The sequence below is a fragment of the Collinsella sp. CLA-AA-H167 genome (assembly GCF_040095305.1).
Taxonomy (GTDB): Bacteria; Actinomycetota; Coriobacteriia; order Coriobacteriales; family Coriobacteriaceae; genus Collinsella.
Genome location: NZ_JBBNGA010000004.1, coordinates 97,317 through 116,254, shown reverse-complemented (window position 1 = coordinate 116,254; position 18,938 = coordinate 97,317). Strand labels below are relative to the sequence as shown.

The window sequence follows — 18,938 nt, the reverse complement described above, 5'->3', positions numbered from 1 at the left end:
AGAGATCCCGATGGGGGAACTCGAGCGCAACATGCGCGATGACGTGGGGCAGCCTCAAGGCAACGCTCCAAGTACAGACAGTAGGAGACAAATGGATATGTTTGTGGACGAGCGCCAGCGCGTCTCGCATCGCCGTGGCGCAACTGCGCGCGGCGTAGCCAAGCGCGGCCTGGTGGCATTCCTGGCCTTCGCGATGGCCTTTGGCACCACGCCGGCTCAGCTGTGGGCCGAGGGCGCCGAGGGCATTGCCGAGGCTGTGGCTCAGGCTACGACGCCGGACGAGGGCGCAGCGCCTGCGGATGGTGCTGCCGACCAGGGCAACGCTGAGGTTTCGGATTCTGGGAGCGCGCCCGCGGCTAGTGCTGCCACAACAGGGGCGGCGGCTGGCGACGAAGGCTCGGCGACGGGGGAGAACCCTGCCGCGAGCGAGCGGTCTTCGACGGTAGCCGCTGACCAAGCAGGATCTGCCGCCGCGGCTGCCGTCCAGACGGAGAGCCCGACGGAAACCGGCGATGTCGCCAAGAAGCAAGTCGAGGTCTCGTTCTCGATTATCGGCACCGATGCCGACGGCAAGGCTCAGACCTGGGTGGCACCTACGCAGCTCAAGCTCGACGAGGGCGCGACGGCTGCGGATGCCTTTATTAAGCTGCAGGAGAAGACGGGCTTCAAGGCGGACTACGATCCGAACACGGCATACGGGTTCTACCTCAAAAGCATCACATCCCCGAGCGATGGCCGCACGCTTGCCTACGATCCGACGACTTATGCCTTCTGGCAGCTGTTCGTCGATGGCGCGTCTTCCTCGGTTGGCGCGAGCAGCGTCAAGCTCACCCAGGGGCAGAAGATTGAGTTTGCCTATACGGCTGGTAGCTCGTCCCCTGTCGTTAAGGACCAGGTTGCCGCAAATGTGACCGTCATTGGTCGCGATGCCCAAGGCAAGACTCAGACTTGGGTCGATAACGCGCAGTATGTGGTGACGTCCGGCTCGAGCGCACTTGACCTTACGAAGGTCGCGCTCGAGGCGAATGACATCGACGCCGTTGCTGCGGGCTCCTTCATTCTGAGCCTTAAGTACAACGGCGTTGAGCTGGGTACGCCGCTCGATTATTCGACCTATTGGCAGCTGTTCATCAACGGCAAGTCGAGCGACTACACGGCAGACAATGTCACCATTCATGCTGGCGATACCGTTACGTGGTTCTACGGTGGCTGGGGCGACCAGTTGCCGTCCGATTCCGTCCATGCTTCCGTTCAGGTCCTCGGTAAGGACAAGGACGGCAAGCAGCAGGTTTGGGCCTCGACGGGCCAGACGAGTCTCAAGGCAGGCTCTACTGCCAAGGATCTCCTTGAGCAGACCGGCCTTACTCTCGATGCTGGCGAATCGCCTTGGGGCTGGTTCCTCAACGGTATTACTTCGCCGTTCGATTGTAAGTCCTATGGCTGGGATGCTGCGACTAATAGCTATTGGCGCTTCTACGTAAATGGCAAGTTCGCCGACGTTGGCGCCGGTGCCTACAAGCTCCAGGAGGGTGACGCCGTCACCTTTATGTATGGTGCTGACGCCGATGCCCTCCCCGGTCAGGTTCTTGGGTCCGTCGATGTTATCGGTCCCGATGCCAACGGCAACAATACTCGCTGGGGCTCGGCAAGCAATGTTTCTCTGCCCGAAGGCTCTACGGCCCAGAACCTTATCGAAGCGGTTCTGAAGGCAAAGGGCGTTACGTACAGCGGCTCCCAGAGCGGTGAGTACTGGTTCCTCAATTCCATCGACTCGCCGTTCGGAGGCAAGACGTACGGCTATGATGGTGCGACCAATAAATACTGGCATCTGTATATCAATGGAGAGCCCTCCTTACTCTGCGCCAATCAGATTACGCTCAAGAGCGGCGATAAGGTTACGCTTGCCTATACAACTGATAAATCGCCCATGCCCGATCCCGACAAGATTGTCGTGGACCCGAGTGCGACGACTCCTGATTGGGATGCCGAGTGGGCCGGCTACGGCAACAGTGGCAACGGTTCGACCGTAACGGATGCCAAGACGCCTGCGCAGGCCGCCGGTCTTAAGTGGGCCTTCGATTGGAAGGCCGAGTCTGGCCAGCAGTATGCCAACTGCAGCGAGCCTGTCATTGCTAACGGTTTTGTGTACATCGCGACCGAGAACGAGCTCATTAAGATCGATTCGTCCACGGGCAAAAAGGTTGCCTCTGCGCCGCTTGCCTCCAAGGTGAGCTATACCTCTCGTCCGATCTATACCAACGGCCTTATCATCGTTCCGCTCAACGGCGGTGCGGTCCAGGCGATTACTGCAGACAAGCTGATCTGCAAGTGGCTGACGCCTGGTTTGACGGACTTGACGCAGAGCTCCTGCACCGTCGTTTCGGACGGCGAGTACGTCTATGTTGGTACGGTCGTTATTTCGTATGACGAGAACTACAACGCGACCTACGGCAACGGCTCCCTGAAGCGTATCAAGATTGCCACGGGCGAAGTCTCTTGGCAGAACATTGACCCTTCCGAGGGCTATTATTGGACTGGTGCTGCGCTGACGGATAAGTACGCCATTGTTCCTACGAGCGCGGGCACGCTTAAGTGCATTGATAAGACGACGGGCGATGTCGTTTCGACTATGAAGCTCGGTGCTCTCGCGAACGCCGACTGTGTCGCCGATCCGTCCAATGGTTCGACCTTCTATCAGATGACGCACGATGGAAAGCTCCATGTGATTTCGCTTTCGGCGAAGGGCGTGCTGAGCGAGCAGAAGACGGTCGACCTGGGTCTTACGAATAACATGAGCGCCCCGGCGGTGTCTGGCGAGAACTTGATTGCCGGTGGGCAGACGGCTACTGGATCTGCTCTGGTTCTCTATAATCTGAAGACTGGTAAGACCACGATGGTCACCGCTGCTGACGGTAAAGAACTACCGGCCGGATTTAACGGTATTGCTGCTACTCCGCTGGTGAGCGTTCAGGGCAGCAAGACCTATGTGTACTTCACCGTTAACAGCGCGGATAGCAAGGATTACGTTAACTACTCTGCTGGTGGTGGCGTGTATCGCTATACGCTCGGCGATGCAGAGGCGACGCAGATTTATGATGCGGCTGGCCATTACCAGTACTGTGACTCTCCGGTCATTGCCGATGCATCTGGCAACCTGTACTACATCAATGATTCGGGTACTTTGTTCAAGCTGGGGGCTGTTGAGTCTTGGACGGTTGCCTTTAATTCCAATGGCGGGTCTGCTTGCGACACTAAGTTTGTTGCTACGGCCGATGGCAAGCTGGTCAAGCCGGCAGATCCGACGCGCGATGGCTACACTTTCGGCGGTTGGTATACCGATGAGGCTTGCATGCAGGCGTATGACTTCAGTACGCCGGTGACGGCCGATTTGACGCTGTATGCCAAGTGGACCAAGAATGCCGTTAACCCTGGCGGTAATGGCGGCGCTGGTTCGAATGGCGGCGGTTCTGGTACCGGTACTGGTTCCGGCACTGGCGCTGGCGCGGGTTCTGGCTCCGGCTCGAAGGGCGGCGCTATTGCCCCGGGCCAGAAGCCGGTGACCAAGACGACGGTGTCGACCAAGACCGAGACCAAGGAAAACAAGTCCGACAAGAAGGACTCCGATAAGTCCGATAAGAAGGACGAGAAGAAGTCTGACAAGAAGGACGGCAAGTCCGACAAGAAGTCCGATTCCAAGTCCGATACGGGCGCTGCTTCCACGACCACTGCCAAGAAGTCCTCTAGTGCTTCCGAGCAGGAGGCTGGCACCAATCCGCTCGCCATCGTTGGCGTTGCCGCCGGCGTCATCGGTCTCGCCATCGTCGGCGTGTTCGTGTTCACCAAACGTCGGTAGGTGAGGGCTGTGTCCAATAAATCCAAGGACGCTGACCCCAAGCAACCAGATTCATCGTTCATTCAGTTCGACGATGCAAAGCAACAGGGCGCCGCTTCGGCGGCGTCCGCCCCTCGTTGCGAGGCGCTCCTTGGCGTTCTGACTGCCGCGTGCACCATTCTGATCGTCGTCTCGCTGGGTTTCGTCCATCCTTCCACAAGCGGTGCCTGGTCCATCGACTGGATCATTCAGACCGTGACGGGGGAGAGCGTCGTCACCAAGGACACCAAGGCGTCTGGCTCGACTACGACTTCGGTCGAGGCCAGTTCCAAGGATTCCAAGTCATCGAATGACGCAAAAGACGAGTCCAAGGACGATTCCGAGTCTTCAAACAAGGAATCGGATAAAAGCTCGGATAGCAAGAAGTCCGATGGTCAGGACGGCAAGAAGTCTGGAGATAAATCCGCTGCCCAGAATACGGGAGCCGGCGATACTTCCAATGTGTCTGGCGGTGCTTCTTCGGGCGGCGGCCAGTCGTCTGATGGAGCCTCCAGCTCTAATGGTGGAAACGCCTCCTCGGGCGGCCAGAGCGGCTCGCAGGAGTCCAGCTACGTAACAGTGACGGTTTCGGTTACATCGAGCGCTGTGGGCAATCCTGTGTCCTCTGGTGGCACCTTTACCTTTAACGAAGGCGCCACCGTTTACGATGCCCTGTGCGCGCTGGGCCTTTCTGTCAACGCACATGGCTCGTCGTACGGCACGTATGTCTCCGCGATTGGTGGTTTGGCCGAGAAACAGTACGGCGGCACGAGTGGCTGGATGTACTCCGTCAACGGCACAACGCCCATGACGGCCTGCAGCAACTACGTTCTCTCCAACGGCGACAACGTGGTCTGGTATTACGTTACAGGCTAGAGGCCTCGACATAGCGCGCCAGACGGGCGGTTCGGACAAACATCCGGGCCGCCCGTTTTTCATGCGAATGAGACCGGGTCGCCGGGCCTCTCGGCAAACAAAAAACCGGTTGGAACGGGAATTCCAACCGGTTATACATTCAAGCTAATAATGAATCGACTACGACCGTGCGCCCTCGAGGAAGAAGCGGCGGCTAAAGTAGTTGTACCAGGTGACCAAGAACGTGGCGATGGCCTTCATGGCCTGGTAGCCGATGCTCAAAAACGTGACGCCCACAAACATGTACAGGTCGTTGAGGCCCAGACCGATCACCGACAGGATGGTGAAGATCGTGAACTCGCGCTTGCGGCTCATGCCCTCGCGATGGTCGAACACGTACTTCATGCTGAGCCAGTAGTTGACCACGACGGACGTGATGAACGAGACCGTGGTGCTCATCAAAAAGTCGAGGTGGAACAGCTCGACGAGCGCAATGAGCATACCCCAGTCGATGCCAAAGGAGATAAGGCCCACGACAGCGAACTTGAGGAACTGCTTGGTATGAGGTTGTGCCAGTGCCTTGCGCACGTAATCACATCCAATGCGTTGATGAATCGAGCAGAGGATACTTTAGAGCTTTTGCAAGGGAAACGTAAGGTCTTTGCCAAGAACTATACGAACTCGCCAGATTTTCAAGAGCTAATCCGCAAACGTTGAAAATTTGCCCGTAAACGAGCAAAGCCCACGAACAACAAAACGCTCGACGCGCGTCATCCGAGGGCATCGTAAAGCTGTAAGGCTGCGAGTTACTTGGTCTCGTCGCCTTCCAGGAAGATCTTTCGGGTCACAAAGTTGTAGACCATGACGAGCGCGGTGGCGCAAATCTTGGCGATATTGGCCTCGAGGCCCAGGCCGGCGTTGAGGGCCAGCACGATGCCGTCGTTGAGTACCAAGCCAATAACGGACAGCACGACAAAGATAATGAACTCGCGGCGGCGGCTCATGCCCTCCTTGTGCGCAAACACGTACTTCATGCTGGCGACGTAATTAAAGATGAGTGAGACGATAAAGCCGCTGGTGTTGGCGATTAGGATGTTGAGGCCCAGACCGTAGTGGAGCAGATTCATAATGCCAAAGTCGATAACCGTGGCAATGACACCGACGACGCCAAATTTCATGATCTGCGCAAGGAGCTTTTGCATGGTACCTGCCTTAAGCTGGCGCCGAAGCGCCGCGGGGATGACAAACTCAGCAAGTTTAGCCAATCCCCACGGGTGGAGCTAGGCGCGCTCCTCGATAGCACCGTTTCTATATGCATCGAGCAGCTGGCGTAGGTCCTGGATTTGGCTGCGAATCTTGGCGCCAGTATCGGTGTCGCTCACCATGCGGCGACGGTCTGCTTGGTCAAAACGGTTGGTCTCGCTTTCGATGTCCACGTTGCGCGTGAGTGCCTCGGCAACCGTGGTAAAGGCCCGGTGCGACTTGAGGCGGCATCCGCGCGAGCCCGAGATAAGTGTGTAGCCGGCGATGCCCGTCTTGGGATGGTAGGCGCGGCAGAAGCCGCCATCGATGACCAGCAGCTTGCCCTCGGCGCGGATGGGCTGCTCGCCCTTGGTGGTTTTGACGGGCGTGTGACCGTTGATGATGTGGCCGGTCGGTGAACATGCCATGGGCGCGACACCAAACTCGCGCATGATGTCATCGCAGACCGAGGGCGACTTGGTAAGCGTAAAGTACGGGTCCATCGGCTCGACCCAGGTGCTCTTATCGGCGATATAGGCGCGCTCAAAGGTACGCACCAGGCGTCCGCTGGCGGGTGAGTTAAAGCCAATCCACAGGTACCACATCCAGTCGAGGGCGTCGCGGTCGCCCACGCGCCAGGCGCGGCGGGCGATGTGGTCGCAAAAATCGAGATAATCGCGGCCAGCGTGCCAGGTGCCCAGGCAGTTCATGCTGCTAAAGGTGCCGTCTTCGTTGAGCGGCACGCAGCCATGGAACAGCAGGTTGCCGTTGGCGACCTTGTACATCGAGCCGTGGGAATAGAGGAAATCGATATGGCGATGCAGGTGATCGGCGGTGACAAACTCGGACACGAGCTTGTCGATGATGTGCTGCTCCTGAGACGTGAGCGTATAGGGGTCCGTCGGGTCGACGGTGGGGAAGTCGTTGGTCGTGAGCGGCCACACGCTGCCGTCGGCGAGCGTGACCGTGCCGGTGTCGTGGTCGATCTTGTCGAGTAACAGGCGGTCGGTCATGTCGAACTCGGGGTGGCGCTGGATAATCTGACCCTCGAGCTTAAAGAGCAGCACGTTGATGGCCTTGATCAGCGGGGTGATGGACTCACCGGTGGTGTAGGTGGCATCGGCAAAGGCGACAAGCTCACGCAGCGAGATGCCGTAGTCGTTCTCCAGGATCTCGTAGTTGTCGTAGCGTAGGTTGTTGCGCAGCACCGTGGCGATGCAGGCGGGCTCACCGGCCGCAGCGCCCATCCACAGCAGGTCGTGGTTGCCCCACTGGATGTCGAGTGAATGGTAGGTGAGCAGGCGGTCCATAATCTTGGCCGCGCCGCCACCGCGGTCGAAGATGTCGCCCACCAGGTGCAGGTGGTCGACGGCCAGGCGCTTGATGAGCGAGGCAAGCGACTCGATAAAGTCGTCGGCGCTTGCGGTCTCCAGGATGGACTCCACGATGCGCTCGTGATAGCGCACGCGATAGTTGTTCTCGTCCGGGTGCGTGTGCAACAACTCGTCGATGATGTAGGCGTAATCGCGTGGGATGGCCTTACGCACCTTGGAGCGCGTATAGCGGCTCGAAAGCGAGCGGGCGACCATGATGAGCTGGTCAAGCATCGTCTTGTACCAGGTGGGCGAGTCCTCGCGCTGGCTGCGGACCAGCTCGATCTTCTCGCGCGGGTAGTAGATGAGCGTGCACAGCTCGCCCTTCTCGTCAAAGGAGAGCGTTTCGCCAAAGATTTCGTCGACATGCTCGCGCACGACGCCCGAGCAGTTGTTGAGGATGTGCATAAAGGCTTCGTACTCGCCATGCACGTCGCTCATAAAATGCTCAGTGCCTTTGGGCAGGTTGAGGATGGCCGAGAGGTTGATGATCTCGGTAAACGCGGATTGCTCGGTGGGAAATTGTTTCGACAGCAGGCGCAGATACTTGAAGTCTTGCGGATTGCGATCGAATGCGACCATGAAACACCTTCCGATGGAGCTGGTAAAACTGATAAACAGCGTCAAACGTTTATCAGTATGCGCCGCTTTTGTTTCGATTTTGCGCCAGCGGCTGAATTGTCGGCTGAACGGTTTGGTAAATCGATTTAGTTGAGGTAGATATGGCGGTTGAGTGGAGACGACAGAGGGTGTTTTCTCAGATATTTATGCGTGGGGCCGGTGGAGACGATGGTGGTAAAGATGTTCGCTATTTTTGGTTCGATTTGGTAAATAGTGGACATATGTACCGTATGTAGGCTCACTGTGCGATAATTTGCGCAGCAATGAGTAAGGAGCCTCATATGAGTGATTTTGTCCTGACCTGTGAATCCGCCGCCGATCGAACTCGGGAGTTCTTTGAATCGCGCAATATCCCTGTCGTGTGTTTTCATTACGAGATCGACGATGTTGTCTATACGGACGATCTGTATCAGTCGATTACGCCGGACGAGTTTTTTGCCCAGATATCCGCGGGCGCCATGCCCAAGACGTCTCAGGTGAGCGTGGGTGAGTACGAGGAGTTTTGGGAGCCGCTTGTTGCCGAGGGTAAAGACGTGCTGCACCTGACGTTGTCGTCGGGTATTTCGGGTACGTATGGCTCGGCTTGCGTTGCGGCGCAGATGCTCGCGGATCGCTATCCCCAGGGCGGCAAGGTGCGCGTCATCGATTCGCTGGCGGCGTCTTCGGGCTTTGGCCTGCTGGCGGAATGTGCCGCCGACGTGCGCGATAGCGGGGCTTCACTCGACGAGACGGCTGCCTGGATCGAGGAGCACAAGCTCAACCTGCACCACTGGTTCTTCTCGACCGATCTGTCGAGCTACCTGCGCGGCGGTCGCATTTCGGCTGCGAGCGCGATCATCGGCACGGCGCTTAAGATTTGCCCGCTTATGACGGTCGATTGCGAAGGTGGGCTGTCGCCACGTGAGAAGATTCGCACTAAGAAGCGCGCGATTTCCGAGATGGCTCAGACCATGATGGCACACGTGCAGGACGGTGCGGATTATTCGGGTAAGTGCATCATGTCGCACTCGGCGTGCCGCGAGGATGCCGAGGCAGTTGCGGCGCTGATTGAGAAACAGGTTCCGCAGCTTAAAGGCAAGATTGAGATCAATAACATCGGTACTCTGATTGGCTCGCATACCGGACCTGGTACGGTGGCGCTCTTCTTTATGGGCGACAAGCGCGTGGATTAATTTGCCCCATCACATCGCTGCATGATTGCTCAAACGAAAACGGCCCGCCTCACGTTTGTGGGGCGGGCCAAGATGTTTTGCTAGCGTTTCTTTCCTCGGAAGAAAAAGCCGTGCAGTGAGGGCTTGAGCCCGCGGTTGGCGCGACGCTCCTCGACGCGCTCGTGGATCGAAGCGACGCGCTCGATGACCTCGTCGGGAATCGGCACGTCGGGATTCATGTTCTCGACCTGGCTGACTTCGGCGGCGGCGACCTGGTCGATAATGGGCACATCGTCGCGCGAGATAACGGGCGTGGCGTCTTCTTTCATCTTGCGATAACGCTGCATCATGTCGGTCTGTAGCTGCTGTGCCGAAGGCGGCGTCCAGATGATGGCGTTGGCGCCGGCGGCGATGGTCTCGCGGATGCTCTCGGGCGTCTTGCCGCCCGGCGCGATGAGCGGCAGGTTGGGATAGTGCTCGCGCAGTTCACGCAGGACCTGCGGCGTGTTTTTGCCGGCGGCGATGTTAAGAATCTTGGCGCCGGCGCGCACCTTTGCGTGAGCATCGTCGTCGCAACGTACGACCGTGGCGATGACGGGGATGTCGGCGATGTTGGTGATGTGCTCGACCATCTCGGCAGTAGCGGGGGAGTTGACCACACAGCCCGCCGCGCCCTGCATCTCGGAGACGGCTGCCATCTGAACGGAGCGCTTACCGGTCGTAGTTCCGCCGCCCACGCCTACAAAGACCGGGCACTCGGCGACGGTCAACAGTGCCTGCGTAATGGCCGGCTGCGGCGTGAAGGGGTAAACGGCGAAGACAGCATCGGCGTTGGAGTTGCGGATAACCGCGACATCGGTGGTGTAAATGAGCGACTTGATGCGGCGGCCGAAGAGCGTGAAGCCGCTGGCCTCCTCGATCTCGTCGGGCATGCGAAGGGCAGCCTTGCGCAGACGTCCGTCGATGGGCAGGGGCTCCATAGGGAGCAGGCCGTTGGGCGTGACGGCTACCTGGGGCTCGGTGAACTCGTCTGCGAGCTCGACCTCGGAGAAATCGACCGAGGCGACGATGTCTTCGTGAACCTCGGCGGGCACATCGATGGGGGCTTGGTCGTTTGCCGCGGCAGGCGTGTCGAAGGAGCTGGTGCCGACGAAGGCGTTGACGCGCTCATTTAGATCGTTGAGGGTATCCATGGAGGCTCGATTCTATGTGATGACGGCCGGCAGGGTGCCGGCAGCGTTGTGCTTGCTAAATCGTTTGACGAGTTGATTTTTCCCCGCCGCGTCCTCCGTTAGACCGAAGGGCGGCGAACGTGAAGGAGCTGTGGTGGCGGGGATCGAGGTGCTATCTTGAAAGTCCCGTTTAAAAGAGAGGTGACGCGGTATGGAATTTTCGGCAATGTTGGGCTCGATTGGCCTATGCGTGGGCGCAATCGTTGCCGCCGCGGTCATCTACTTTGTGGTCACGGCCATTAAGGGCAAAAGGGCCGAACGCAAGGAGCGCGCGATGCTTAAACAGCATCGCGACCAGCAGGACAAACGCGCACGGAGATAGCTTGTTGAGTTTTGGATCCGTACGCTAGCTGCGTTTTCGGATCAGGGCAATGTAGAAGCCCTCAAATTCGCGGCTGGGCGGAATGGTGAGCGTGCCGGGCAGGCCGTTGGCGATGGCCGATACCTGACCCGCGGCAATGGCCTCGGTCAGGGCGTTGGACTCGATGCGCGGCTTCTCGCCAGCTTCCTGGGCGCGGCGTGCCTCACTTTCGCTTGGCGTGCCGTCGAGGGGGATGAGCTCGCAGTCCATATGCTTGTCGAGGGCCTCTTGCAGGGCGTCCTCGTTTTCCTGCGGCAAGATCGAACAAGTCGAATAGACGAGCGTGCCGCCCGGTTTGAGGGCTCCCATGGCGCGGTCCAGAAGTGCTCGCTGCGAGCGGGCGCACTTGCTCAGCAACTGCTCGGTGAGGCCGCGCAGGCTCTTCTCGTTGCCGCTGACGACGGTGCCCGTGCCGGTGCAGGGAGCGTCGAGCAGGATACGGTCAAAGCGGAAGAACTCGTCGAGCTCGCGTGCGTCGATGCGCATGACGGGCACGTTTTTTGCGCCTTGGCGGTGGAGGTTGGCTTCGAGCTTCTCGGCGCGGGGAATGCTCATCTCGCAGGCGGTAAGGTGCGCCTGCCCCTGCGTGAGGGCGGCGATCTGCGTCGTCTTGCCGCCGGGGGCCGCGCACATGTCCAGGATGTCCTCGCCGGCCTGGCCGCCCAAGACCAACGGCGGCATCATGGACGACAGACTTTGCAAGTAGATCTTGCCGTCGCGGTAGATGTCGAGGTCCCACAGGTCGGAAACCTGGGCCTCGGGCAGGATGAAAGCGTCCGGGTACCAGGCGACGGTTTGGTGGGCGATGCCGGCTGCGTCGAGCGCGGCGGCGATGTCCTCGGCGGTCGCCTTGAGCGTGTTGGCGCGCAGCGTGACCGGGCGTGTGACCGCGGCGCCGAAGCCCTTGATCATGAGCTCGGCATCGGCGGGCGCATAGGCGCCGGCGACCGTGTCGACCATAAAGCGCGGCAGATCGGCGGCGCAGGGAAGGGCGGCAAGCTGGTCGGAAAGCTCGGTGGCGGCAAACTGCCTGAGCTTGAGCTCGGCCTTGACCTGCTTTTTCTGCTTACGACGACGCGGCTTGGACATCCGTCTTTCCTTCCACCGAAATGATTATTCTGGGACGGGGATAAAAAATCATTTAATGATCCCCGTTCCAAAAAGACTACTTTGCGGCGCCCGGGAATGATTTTTTATCCCCGTCCCAGAATAATCATTTCCGGGCGCGTTGCGGTTGCCTAGTACTGGCTCTCGTGCTTGCTGAAGAAGTCGAAGCGCGGGGGTAGCGGCTTTACGCGGTGCTCGCCGGGCTTCTCGCCCAGGCTCTCCACAAACTCATCCGTGGAGGCGAAGATGTTATCCCAGCTAAAGAAGGCGACCGGGTCGATGTCGAAGTACTCACAGATGAGCTCGCAGCCGGCCGGGACGATGCCGTGCATCAGGACGGTCGCCACGCGCAGCTCGGTAAAGGCGTCGACGAGGGCCTGCGTCATTGCGGCGTTGGCCGGCTCGCCCTCGAGCTTGTTGGCGGCCTTGGAGGCGTCGCTCCAGCGCTTGTTGGCGGCGCGCAGGTAGTCGTCGCACACGGCAAGCGCGCGGTGCGTCTCGAACTTGTACATGGCCTGCTCAAAGGCGAGGGCTGCCTGCTGGGCGGCTTCGACCACGGTGTCAGAAGCGGCACCGGCGGGGATGCAGCCGTTGCGGTAGGGGCTCTCGTCGCCTTCCTTGACGGCGACGCCGTAGAAGCAGCTGCGGGCCAAGCGGTTGAACACGCCGGTCAAAAGGGCGCTCTCCTTAAGGGCCGGGTCGATAACGCGCTTGTCGTCGCAGGCGCGTACCTCGTTGCCGTCCTTGTCCTTGCCGGTCACACGCGTGTCGTATGCCTTGGGGCTAAAGCTTACCGGCTTCTCGGACAGGCCGAGCGACAGCCAGTGCGCACGCATCTGCTCGCAGGTGTAGTGGTTGAGCAGGTCGTCTGCCGGCGGGGGAGGCGTCTGCGAGGACGAGCTGGCCTTTTTGCCCATGTAGAGCAGGTGGTAGCAGGCGCTGACGGTGCTCTGCGTGAGGTCCCAGCCCAGGGCCTCCCACATGGCGGTCTGCGCGATGCAGTAGAAGTAGATGTTGTCCTGACCGATAAACTGGTAGATCTGCGCGTCGTCCGAGCACCACCAGTCGCGCCAGTCGAGCGAGCTGTGCTGGTAGGTGGGCGCGGGGACCTGCGTGGAGTCGGCAGCGGGCTCGCCCATGAGGGCGGCATCCTGGGCGGCGACGCCCTCGGTCACGCCGGCTGCCTTGGCATCGCGCGCGAGCACGGTACGCGTATAGCTGATGGGCGCCCACAGGCTCTCGGGCCAGCACCAGCAGGTGACGTCGGAGACGCCATCGACCTCGGGCACCGGAACGCCCCAGTCGATGTTGCCGGTGATGCGGAAGGGCACGAGCGCCTTGCCGCTGCGGAAGCGCACGCCGCCGTTGGCGAGCACCGCGTGGGCGTCGTCGCGCTCCTTCCAGCTGGGGAAGGTGACGGTAAAGCTGCTCTTGTTGCCCTCGGGCTCCAGCACGGTGTGCTCGGGAAGCTGGTCCTCGACGGCGTCGAAGGCCTCGCGGAACTTGTTCTGGATGTAGAGCTGAGCCGGCAGCAGCCACTCCTCCATGGTCTTGGAGACCACGGAGCGAACCTGCGGGTTCTGGGCGAGCTTGGCGGTGTAGGTTTTCATGAAGTCGAGGTAGGCCGGCAGGTCAAAGTAGAGATTGTCGACCGGACGCAACTCGGGCACCTCGCCGGTGAGCTGGCTTTTGGGCGCGATGAGCTCCTCGGGCTCAAACTGGTGGCCCAGATCGCACTCGTCGGCATAAGCCTTCTCGGACTTGCAGCCCTGGATGGGGCAGCGGCCGATGACCTGGCGTCCGTTGAGGAACGTGCCGGCCTTGGCATCGTAGAACTGCAGCGTGGAGCGCTTGGAGATGGTGCCCTGCTCGTGCAGGCGCTCGATAATCTCGGCGGTCACCTCGTTGTGAATCTGCGCAGCCGGCTCAAGGCCCGAGCCGCCGTAGATATCGCAGCTGATGTTGTAGTTGTTGAGGGTCGCGGCCTGGCGGGAGTGATTGGACTCGACATACTCGCCGATGGACTTATCGTAGCCTTCGTTTTCCTTGAGCTTGCGGTAGCTCTCCATGATGGGCGAGCCGTAGCAGTCGGTGCCCGAGGTGAAGATGACGTTCTCGCGGCCCAGGCGGTCGCGAAGGAAGCGGGCGAAGAAGTCGGCCGGGACAAAGACGCCGCCGACGTGGCCAAAGTGCAGGCCCTTGTTGCCGTAGGGCTCGCCGGCGGTAACGATGGCGCGGCGCGGCCAGCTGGGACGGTCGTTCATGGAATATTTGGATGCCATGGGACTCCTTCGCATATGGTGGGAGCGCGGCCGGGCGCAAGGCCTGGCGACGCGGTGGTCAATTCGTGCATATCGTTCGACATTATCGCACATGCGGACGGGTACGTGGCAGGGGCGCTATCCTAAGATGCTATGAATGAGATTTCCAACATACATGCGTTTGAGGACGAGGATTTTCTGCACGCCTGCTTTGTGTGGGGGATGGTCGTAGTCGGCGTGTTTGCCGTGTGCCTGGTGCCGGTGTTTATGCTGCTGGGCGGGCCTGCGGACTTGGACGCGGCTGAGGCGGGCGGCTGGACCACCGTCGTGGGCTGGATGGTCGGTGTGGCTGCGGTTTCTGCAGCGTCGTTTGCCGTGCACGAGCTGGTGCATGCGGTGTTTTTTAAGCTGCTGGCGCCTGCGGGCGCGCATGTGACCTTTGGCGCGAATCGTGAGACGGCGATGATCTATGCCTGCGCCGAGGGCGTTGTGTATTCGCGTCGGCGGTACATGGCCATTTGCCTGGCGCCCACGGTTGTTTTGACGGTGGCGTTTGCCCTGGGCTTTGCGCTCTCGGGCTATCCGCTGCTGTGTTACCTGGCGGCTGGCTTGCATTTGTCGGGCTGTGTGGGCGACTGGTATTACGTGCGGGCCATTTTGCGCGACCGCCGCATCGCTGCCTGCGAGGACACGTCCTTTGGCGTGCGCTTTTTCGCAAAGTAGTCTTTTTGGGACGGGGCTATTTTAGCTGCCATGATGTCGGGGTGAGTTTTCTGGGACGGGGATGTTGATGAAGTCGTTGTTGCTGCATGCGTGCTGTGCACCATGCTCGCTTGAGCCGGTTCGCCTGCTGCGCGAGGAGGGGTTTGAACCCACGATCTGCTGGACCAACCCCAATATTCAGCCGCACAATGAATGGCAGCGTCGCCTGGACGAGCTGCGCCGGTGGTGTGCCGACGGCGACATCGAGCTCATCGAGGCCGGGGAGGATCGCGAGCGCTGGGAGGCCGGCGTGGCCCCGCTGGGTGCCGATCGGCCCCGTCGCTGTCGCGCGTGCTATGCCCTGCGTCTGGCCGAGGCGTGCCGCGTGGCTCGGGAGCGCGGGTTTGAATACGTGGGCACGACGCTCGCCGTCTCGCCGTACCAGCTGTTCGATACCTGCAATGACGTGCTTGAGCGCTTGGCGGCGGCACACGGGCTCACCCCGGTGATTCGCGATTTTCGCCCGTATTACCCCGAGGCGACACGCCGTTCGCGCGAGCTTGGCATGTATCGGCAGAACTACTGTGGTTGCCGCTTCTCGGCTGTCGAGGCGGCCATGGACCGCGCCCGCATCCGCGACGAGCGCAAAGCCGCCAAAAAGTAGTTCACTTGGGACGTCAGCCTGCTAGGATGTAGAGCGGACTTTAGCTATATAAGGAGAATCCGACGTGTCTATGCGTACCGATGATTTTGACTATAACCTGCCCGAAGAGCTCATCGCCCAGGCGCCTGCCGAGCCGCGCGACTCCTGCCGCCTGCTGGTGGTTGATCGCAAAGGCTCCGAGACAGGAACGCCGCTAGAGCACGGCGGTACCGTTGAGCACCGCATCTTCCGCGACATCATCGACTATATCGAGCCGGGCGACGTGCTCGTCATCAACCAGACGCGCGTGATGCCGGCCCGTCTTATCGGTCGCAAGGCAGGCTCGGGCGGTGTGGTCGAGACGCTGCTGCTCAAGCGCCGCGAGGATGTTGATCCGCTGGGTCACGTTTGGGAGTGCCTGGTCAAGCCGGGCAAGCGTCTGAAGCCCGGTGCTCAGATTGAGTATCGCGCCGGCGGCGCCCATGCACCCGAGGGCGCGCCCGTGGTGCTGACGGCCGAGGTCGTCGACTTTGTCACCGATAGCCGCGGCGGCCGACTGGTGCGCTTTGAGCCGGCCGGTTGCAATGCCGCTGGAGAGCCGCGCACGCTCGACGAGGCCATTCATGCTGCCGGTCACGTTCCGCTGCCGCCCTACATTACCGATTACGAGGGCGATCCCGAGAAGTACCAGACCGTCTACGCCATGAAGGAGGAGCACTCGGCTGCCGCTCCTACGGCGGGTCTGCACTTTACTCCCGAGCTCATGGCCGCTATCGAGGCCAAGGGCGCGAAGTTTGCCGCCGTCGAGCTCGAGGTGGGTATTGATACCTTCCGTCTGGTGGAGGAGGACGACCCCACGCAGCACGTCATGCACACCGAGCGTTACCACGTGTCGCAGGAGGTTGTCGACGCCGTGCATAAGGCGAAGGCCGAGGGGCACCGCGTGATCGCCGTCGGCACTACCGCAGTACGCTCGCTCGAAAGCGCGTTTGACGCCGATGCTCCGGTGTCCGATCCGGCTGTGACGGCGCGCTATTTTGAGGGCCGCGAGGACGGGGCCGATACGCTCGGCCGCGGCGACATCGTGGTGCGCGAGAACGCGACGACGCAGCTCTACCTCATGCCCGGCTCGACCTATCACGTGGTCGACGCGCTGATCACGAACTTCCACGTGCCGCGCTCCACGCTCATGATGCTTGTGAGCGCACTTGCCACCCGCGACCAGATCATGGATGCCTACGCCGCCGCCATCGAGGAGCGCTACCGCTTCTTCAGCTTTGGCGACGCGATGCTCATTTGTTAGTTACGCGGTTCTACGAACCGCGTAACGGCTCGACGCTGCAAACCCGCCAGAGCGGCAATCTGCCTTTCAACTTCGGCGGCATGACCAGAAGGTCAATGCCGCCTCGTTTCAAGGCACCTTGCTCGCTCTGGCGGGTTTTCGCTGACTTTGCCAAGGCATCGGCGTCGCCTTTGTTGGCACTTGGGGACGTTCCTTTTGTGTCGGCACTTGGGGACAGTCCTTATGTCAAGAGATTGGTGCAAGAGGGATAGGTTGCCTTGCGTCGATCTAAATAGGTTGCGGTGAGATAGTTCTTGAATTGGCCTTATTGAGGACTAAACAGGAACTATCTCACCGCAACTGCGTTGAACGTTTTTTGGCAACTGGTTTACTTGCTCGCGAAGAGCCAGACCAGGATGATCGCTAGAATCACGGCGACGATGCAGACGATGGCACCGGTGAATTTGATGCGTGAGTCGCGGGTGCGCTCTCGTACGTCATCCTCGGTAGCCTCGAGCTGGGCCACTTCGCGCTCGGTTTCGGCGTGTTCGGCTTTGTCTCGGGCCAAGGATCCTGCAAGCGACTCAGTGATCTCTGGGTGGTCGTGCACCTCGGTCGCCTGTTCGATGATCGACTGCGCATGTGCGGCATCTGCTTGGGCGTTGGCGATGCTCTGCTCCTGGTCGCGGCGTGCCTTGTCCTCGGCAGTGACCTTCTCGCGCAGTTCGCGCTGACGAGTCGCGGCGGCTGTCTTCGCCGTCTGCAGCTCGTCGCGCGCGGCATCGGCTTCGGTCGTCGCGGCTTGGTGCGCGCGTTTTGCGTCGGCGATAGGGGCTTGAGCCTGCTCGACGGCCTGCTCGGCTGCGGCAAGCGAGTGCTCAAGGTCGGCGGTGATGCGCGGGACATCTTCTTCGGCTTTACGCAGGGCATCTGCCGTGTCGGAAATCTGCATCGAGAGCTCACTGGTGCGCACCGTATAGTTGGCGGGATTTGCCGAGGGATTGCGTTGCAGCTCGGCATACTCATGGCGCAGCGTCTCGAGCTGGGCGCGCGTGGCGTCGACGGTTTGTTGTGCGGCCGCAATGCCGGCGTCTCGCTCGGCCTTCACCTTGTCGCGGATGCGCTTGGAATCCTCAAGACGTCGAACGAGGCGGTTGCCGGTCTCGCGAGAGCTCGCCTCGCGGGCCTCCACGGCGTCGAGCGCGGCCTTCAGGCGGAGCTCAGTCGCGTCATCCTCTGTCTTCATTTGTTCGAGCTGACCATTGAGCTCTGTCGCTTTGGCGGCGTGGGCATCACGGTCAATCTCGGCTGCCGCAGCGGTCTTTTGCGCTGTGGCGATCGCCTGACGCTGGTCGGCGACGATCTGGTCGTAGCGGCCTGCGATATCCTGGCGCGTCTCGAGTTCCTCGGCCTGATCGGCAATGCGCTGCTCAAGTTCGGCCAGGTGGGCGCGGGCATCGGCAAGTGCCTTTTTCGCGGCGTTCATCTCGCGCATGGCCGAGGCGCCCTGGGCGATAAAGGTGCCCACGGCGTTCGCAGTGTTCGAGACAGCGGTCCCCAGATCGCGGCTCGCGGCGGAGGAGTGCGGGGCGGTCGGGCGAGCGGTGTCGGCAGCGTCCGCATCGGCAGCCTGCGGCACGGCGATATTGCCGGTACCGCCCTCGATCACAGAAAAGCCTGCTGCGTGCGGGTCGACCGCATCGGCGCCAATCGTGGGATGCTCGAGCTGCAGAAACGAGGGCATGGTGCTGCCCTGGTCGGCAACCGGAGTCTCGCCGGGTACAAAGGTCGAGGCCGCCTCGGCGGCCTCCTCTTCCTCGGCGTCAACGTCAGCGTCGGCCACGGCGTCTTTCATCGCTTTGACGGCATCCATCATGGAGTCCATGACGGCGTCGAGCTCTTCTTCCGAAGAAACCTCGATAGGGCCCGCAGCTTGCGGAGCAGCATCCTGTACAGGGGTGTCGTCCTGAGCGGGCGCATCGTCATTTTGCTCGCCTGCATCTTCGGCGCCGGGGGTTTCCGCCGTAGCGCTTTCGTCCAAGATGGGGTCGTCGAGGTCAATATCATCGCAGGTCACAGCGTCAGCATCTGCGGCGACGTCTGCGGAATCATCAATATGCTGTTGAGTCTGGGGGTCCAGCTCGTCTGTCATAGGCATGTGCTCCTCATCGTTGTTTGTCACCCTATGATAAAGTCTCGCGCCGACATCCCGCGCGCTGCAGCAAAGTTTCAAAACG

The 18,938-nt window shown here is 60.6% G+C and carries 14 protein-coding genes; 7 read left to right on the top strand and 7 right to left on the bottom strand.

What is annotated here, in order from left to right; translation table 11 throughout:
- The first annotated feature begins 91 nt into the window (after positions 1-91).
- Together AAAT03_RS04210 and AAAT03_RS04205 are read left to right on the top strand one after the other, a co-directional pair.
- Entirely contained in the window at positions 92-3,853 is a 3,762-nt protein-coding gene (locus AAAT03_RS04210) for a DUF4430 domain-containing protein (protein WP_349102658.1), read from the top strand.
- 9 nt (positions 3,854-3,862) lie between these two features.
- Positions 3,863-4,747, top strand: coding sequence for a DUF4430 domain-containing protein (locus AAAT03_RS04205; protein WP_349102657.1), 885 nt, complete (start codon positions 3,863-3,865; stop codon positions 4,745-4,747).
- A gap of 159 nt (positions 4,748-4,906) precedes the next feature.
- On the opposite strand, the gene AAAT03_RS04200 is transcribed toward AAAT03_RS04205, so the two are convergent.
- The 3 genes from AAAT03_RS04200 to AAAT03_RS04190 all read right to left on the bottom strand — a co-directional run bounded on the left by AAAT03_RS04200 (position 4,907) and on the right by AAAT03_RS04190 (position 7,923).
- A complete protein-coding gene (locus AAAT03_RS04200) occupies positions 4,907-5,314 on the bottom strand; it encodes a GtrA family protein (protein WP_022095123.1) in 408 nt (135 codons plus the stop codon).
- 218 nt (positions 5,315-5,532) lie between these two features.
- Positions 5,533-5,928, bottom strand: coding sequence for a GtrA family protein (locus tag AAAT03_RS04195; RefSeq protein WP_117806353.1), 396 nt, complete (start codon positions 5,926-5,928; stop codon positions 5,533-5,535).
- 78 nt (positions 5,929-6,006) lie between these two features.
- A complete protein-coding gene (locus tag AAAT03_RS04190) occupies positions 6,007-7,923 on the bottom strand; it encodes a fructose-1,6-bisphosphatase (RefSeq protein WP_349102656.1) in 1,917 nt (638 codons plus the stop codon).
- 320 nt (positions 7,924-8,243) lie between these two features.
- Between AAAT03_RS04190 and AAAT03_RS04185 the strand changes: the two genes are divergently transcribed.
- On the top strand, positions 8,244-9,134 hold the full coding sequence (locus tag AAAT03_RS04185) for a DegV family protein (protein ID WP_349102655.1): 891 nt from the start codon (positions 8,244-8,246) through the stop codon (positions 9,132-9,134).
- Between the two features lie 80 nt (positions 9,135-9,214).
- Here the strand turns inward: AAAT03_RS04185 and AAAT03_RS04180 are convergent, their stop codons facing one another.
- A complete protein-coding gene (locus AAAT03_RS04180) occupies positions 9,215-10,306 on the bottom strand; it encodes a hypothetical protein (protein ID WP_349102654.1) in 1,092 nt (363 codons plus the stop codon).
- A 190-nt stretch (positions 10,307-10,496) separates the two neighbouring features.
- Between AAAT03_RS04180 and AAAT03_RS04175 the strand changes: the two genes are divergently transcribed.
- Complete coding sequence (locus AAAT03_RS04175; protein WP_158550943.1) at positions 10,497-10,667, top strand: hypothetical protein; 171 nt, start codon at positions 10,497-10,499, stop codon at positions 10,665-10,667.
- A 24-nt stretch (positions 10,668-10,691) separates the two neighbouring features.
- Here the strand turns inward: AAAT03_RS04175 and AAAT03_RS04170 are convergent, their stop codons facing one another.
- Both AAAT03_RS04170 and AAAT03_RS04165 read right to left on the bottom strand, forming a co-directional pair.
- The gene (locus AAAT03_RS04170; protein WP_349102653.1) at positions 10,692-11,795 is read right to left on the bottom strand and encodes an RsmB/NOP family class I SAM-dependent RNA methyltransferase; all 1,104 of its coding nucleotides are present in this window, start codon (positions 11,793-11,795) and stop codon (positions 10,692-10,694) included.
- A gap of 149 nt (positions 11,796-11,944) precedes the next feature.
- Positions 11,945-14,095, bottom strand: a complete 2,151-nt coding sequence (locus AAAT03_RS04165) for a class I tRNA ligase family protein (RefSeq protein WP_349102652.1) — start codon at positions 14,093-14,095, stop codon at positions 11,945-11,947.
- Positions 14,096-14,227: 132 nt separating this feature from the next.
- Here AAAT03_RS04165 and AAAT03_RS04160 point away from each other — a divergent pair, with 132 nt between their 5' ends.
- The 3 genes from AAAT03_RS04160 to queA all read left to right on the top strand — a co-directional run bounded on the left by AAAT03_RS04160 (position 14,228) and on the right by queA (position 16,722).
- On the top strand, positions 14,228-14,797 hold the full coding sequence (locus AAAT03_RS04160; RefSeq protein WP_346972290.1) for a DUF3267 domain-containing protein: 570 nt from the start codon (positions 14,228-14,230) through the stop codon (positions 14,795-14,797).
- Positions 14,798-14,864: 67 nt separating this feature from the next.
- Positions 14,865-15,440, top strand: a complete 576-nt coding sequence (locus tag AAAT03_RS04155; protein ID WP_253055807.1) for an epoxyqueuosine reductase QueH — start codon at positions 14,865-14,867, stop codon at positions 15,438-15,440.
- Between the two features lie 70 nt (positions 15,441-15,510).
- The gene (queA, locus tag AAAT03_RS04150) at positions 15,511-16,722 is read left to right on the top strand and encodes a tRNA preQ1(34) S-adenosylmethionine ribosyltransferase-isomerase QueA (protein WP_346972296.1); all 1,212 of its coding nucleotides are present in this window, start codon (positions 15,511-15,513) and stop codon (positions 16,720-16,722) included.
- Positions 16,723-17,089: 367 nt separating this feature from the next.
- Here queA and AAAT03_RS04145 read toward each other — a convergent pair whose 3' ends face one another.
- Positions 17,090-18,853: a hypothetical protein gene (locus AAAT03_RS04145; protein WP_349102651.1), complete on the bottom strand. Its 1,764-nt coding sequence runs from the start codon at positions 18,851-18,853 to the stop codon at positions 17,090-17,092.
- Between the last annotated feature and the right edge of the window lie 85 nt (positions 18,854-18,938).

Coding starts and splice junctions, on each gene's coding strand:
- AAAT03_RS04190 (WP_349102656.1), bottom strand. CDS start 7,923: ATGGTCGCATTCGATCGCAATCCGCAAGACTTCAAGTATCTGCGCCTG.
- AAAT03_RS04185 (WP_349102655.1), top strand. CDS start 8,244: ATGAGTGATTTTGTCCTGACCTGTGAATCCGCCGCCGATCGAACTCGG.
- AAAT03_RS04145 (WP_349102651.1), bottom strand. CDS start 18,853: ATGACAGACGAGCTGGACCCCCAGACTCAACAGCATATTGATGATTCC.
- queA (WP_346972296.1), top strand. CDS start 15,511: ATGCGTACCGATGATTTTGACTATAACCTGCCCGAAGAGCTCATCGCC.
- AAAT03_RS04195 (WP_117806353.1), bottom strand. CDS start 5,928: ATGCAAAAGCTCCTTGCGCAGATCATGAAATTTGGCGTCGTCGGTGTC.
- AAAT03_RS04160 (WP_346972290.1), top strand. CDS start 14,228: ATGAATGAGATTTCCAACATACATGCGTTTGAGGACGAGGATTTTCTG.
- AAAT03_RS04175 (WP_158550943.1), top strand. CDS start 10,497: ATGGAATTTTCGGCAATGTTGGGCTCGATTGGCCTATGCGTGGGCGCA.
- AAAT03_RS04180 (WP_349102654.1), bottom strand. CDS start 10,306: ATGGATACCCTCAACGATCTAAATGAGCGCGTCAACGCCTTCGTCGGC.
- AAAT03_RS04170 (WP_349102653.1), bottom strand. CDS start 11,795: ATGTCCAAGCCGCGTCGTCGTAAGCAGAAAAAGCAGGTCAAGGCCGAG.
- AAAT03_RS04210 (WP_349102658.1), top strand. CDS start 92: ATGGATATGTTTGTGGACGAGCGCCAGCGCGTCTCGCATCGCCGTGGC.
- AAAT03_RS04165 (WP_349102652.1), bottom strand. CDS start 14,095: ATGGCATCCAAATATTCCATGAACGACCGTCCCAGCTGGCCGCGCCGC.
- AAAT03_RS04155 (WP_253055807.1), top strand. CDS start 14,865: ATGAAGTCGTTGTTGCTGCATGCGTGCTGTGCACCATGCTCGCTTGAG.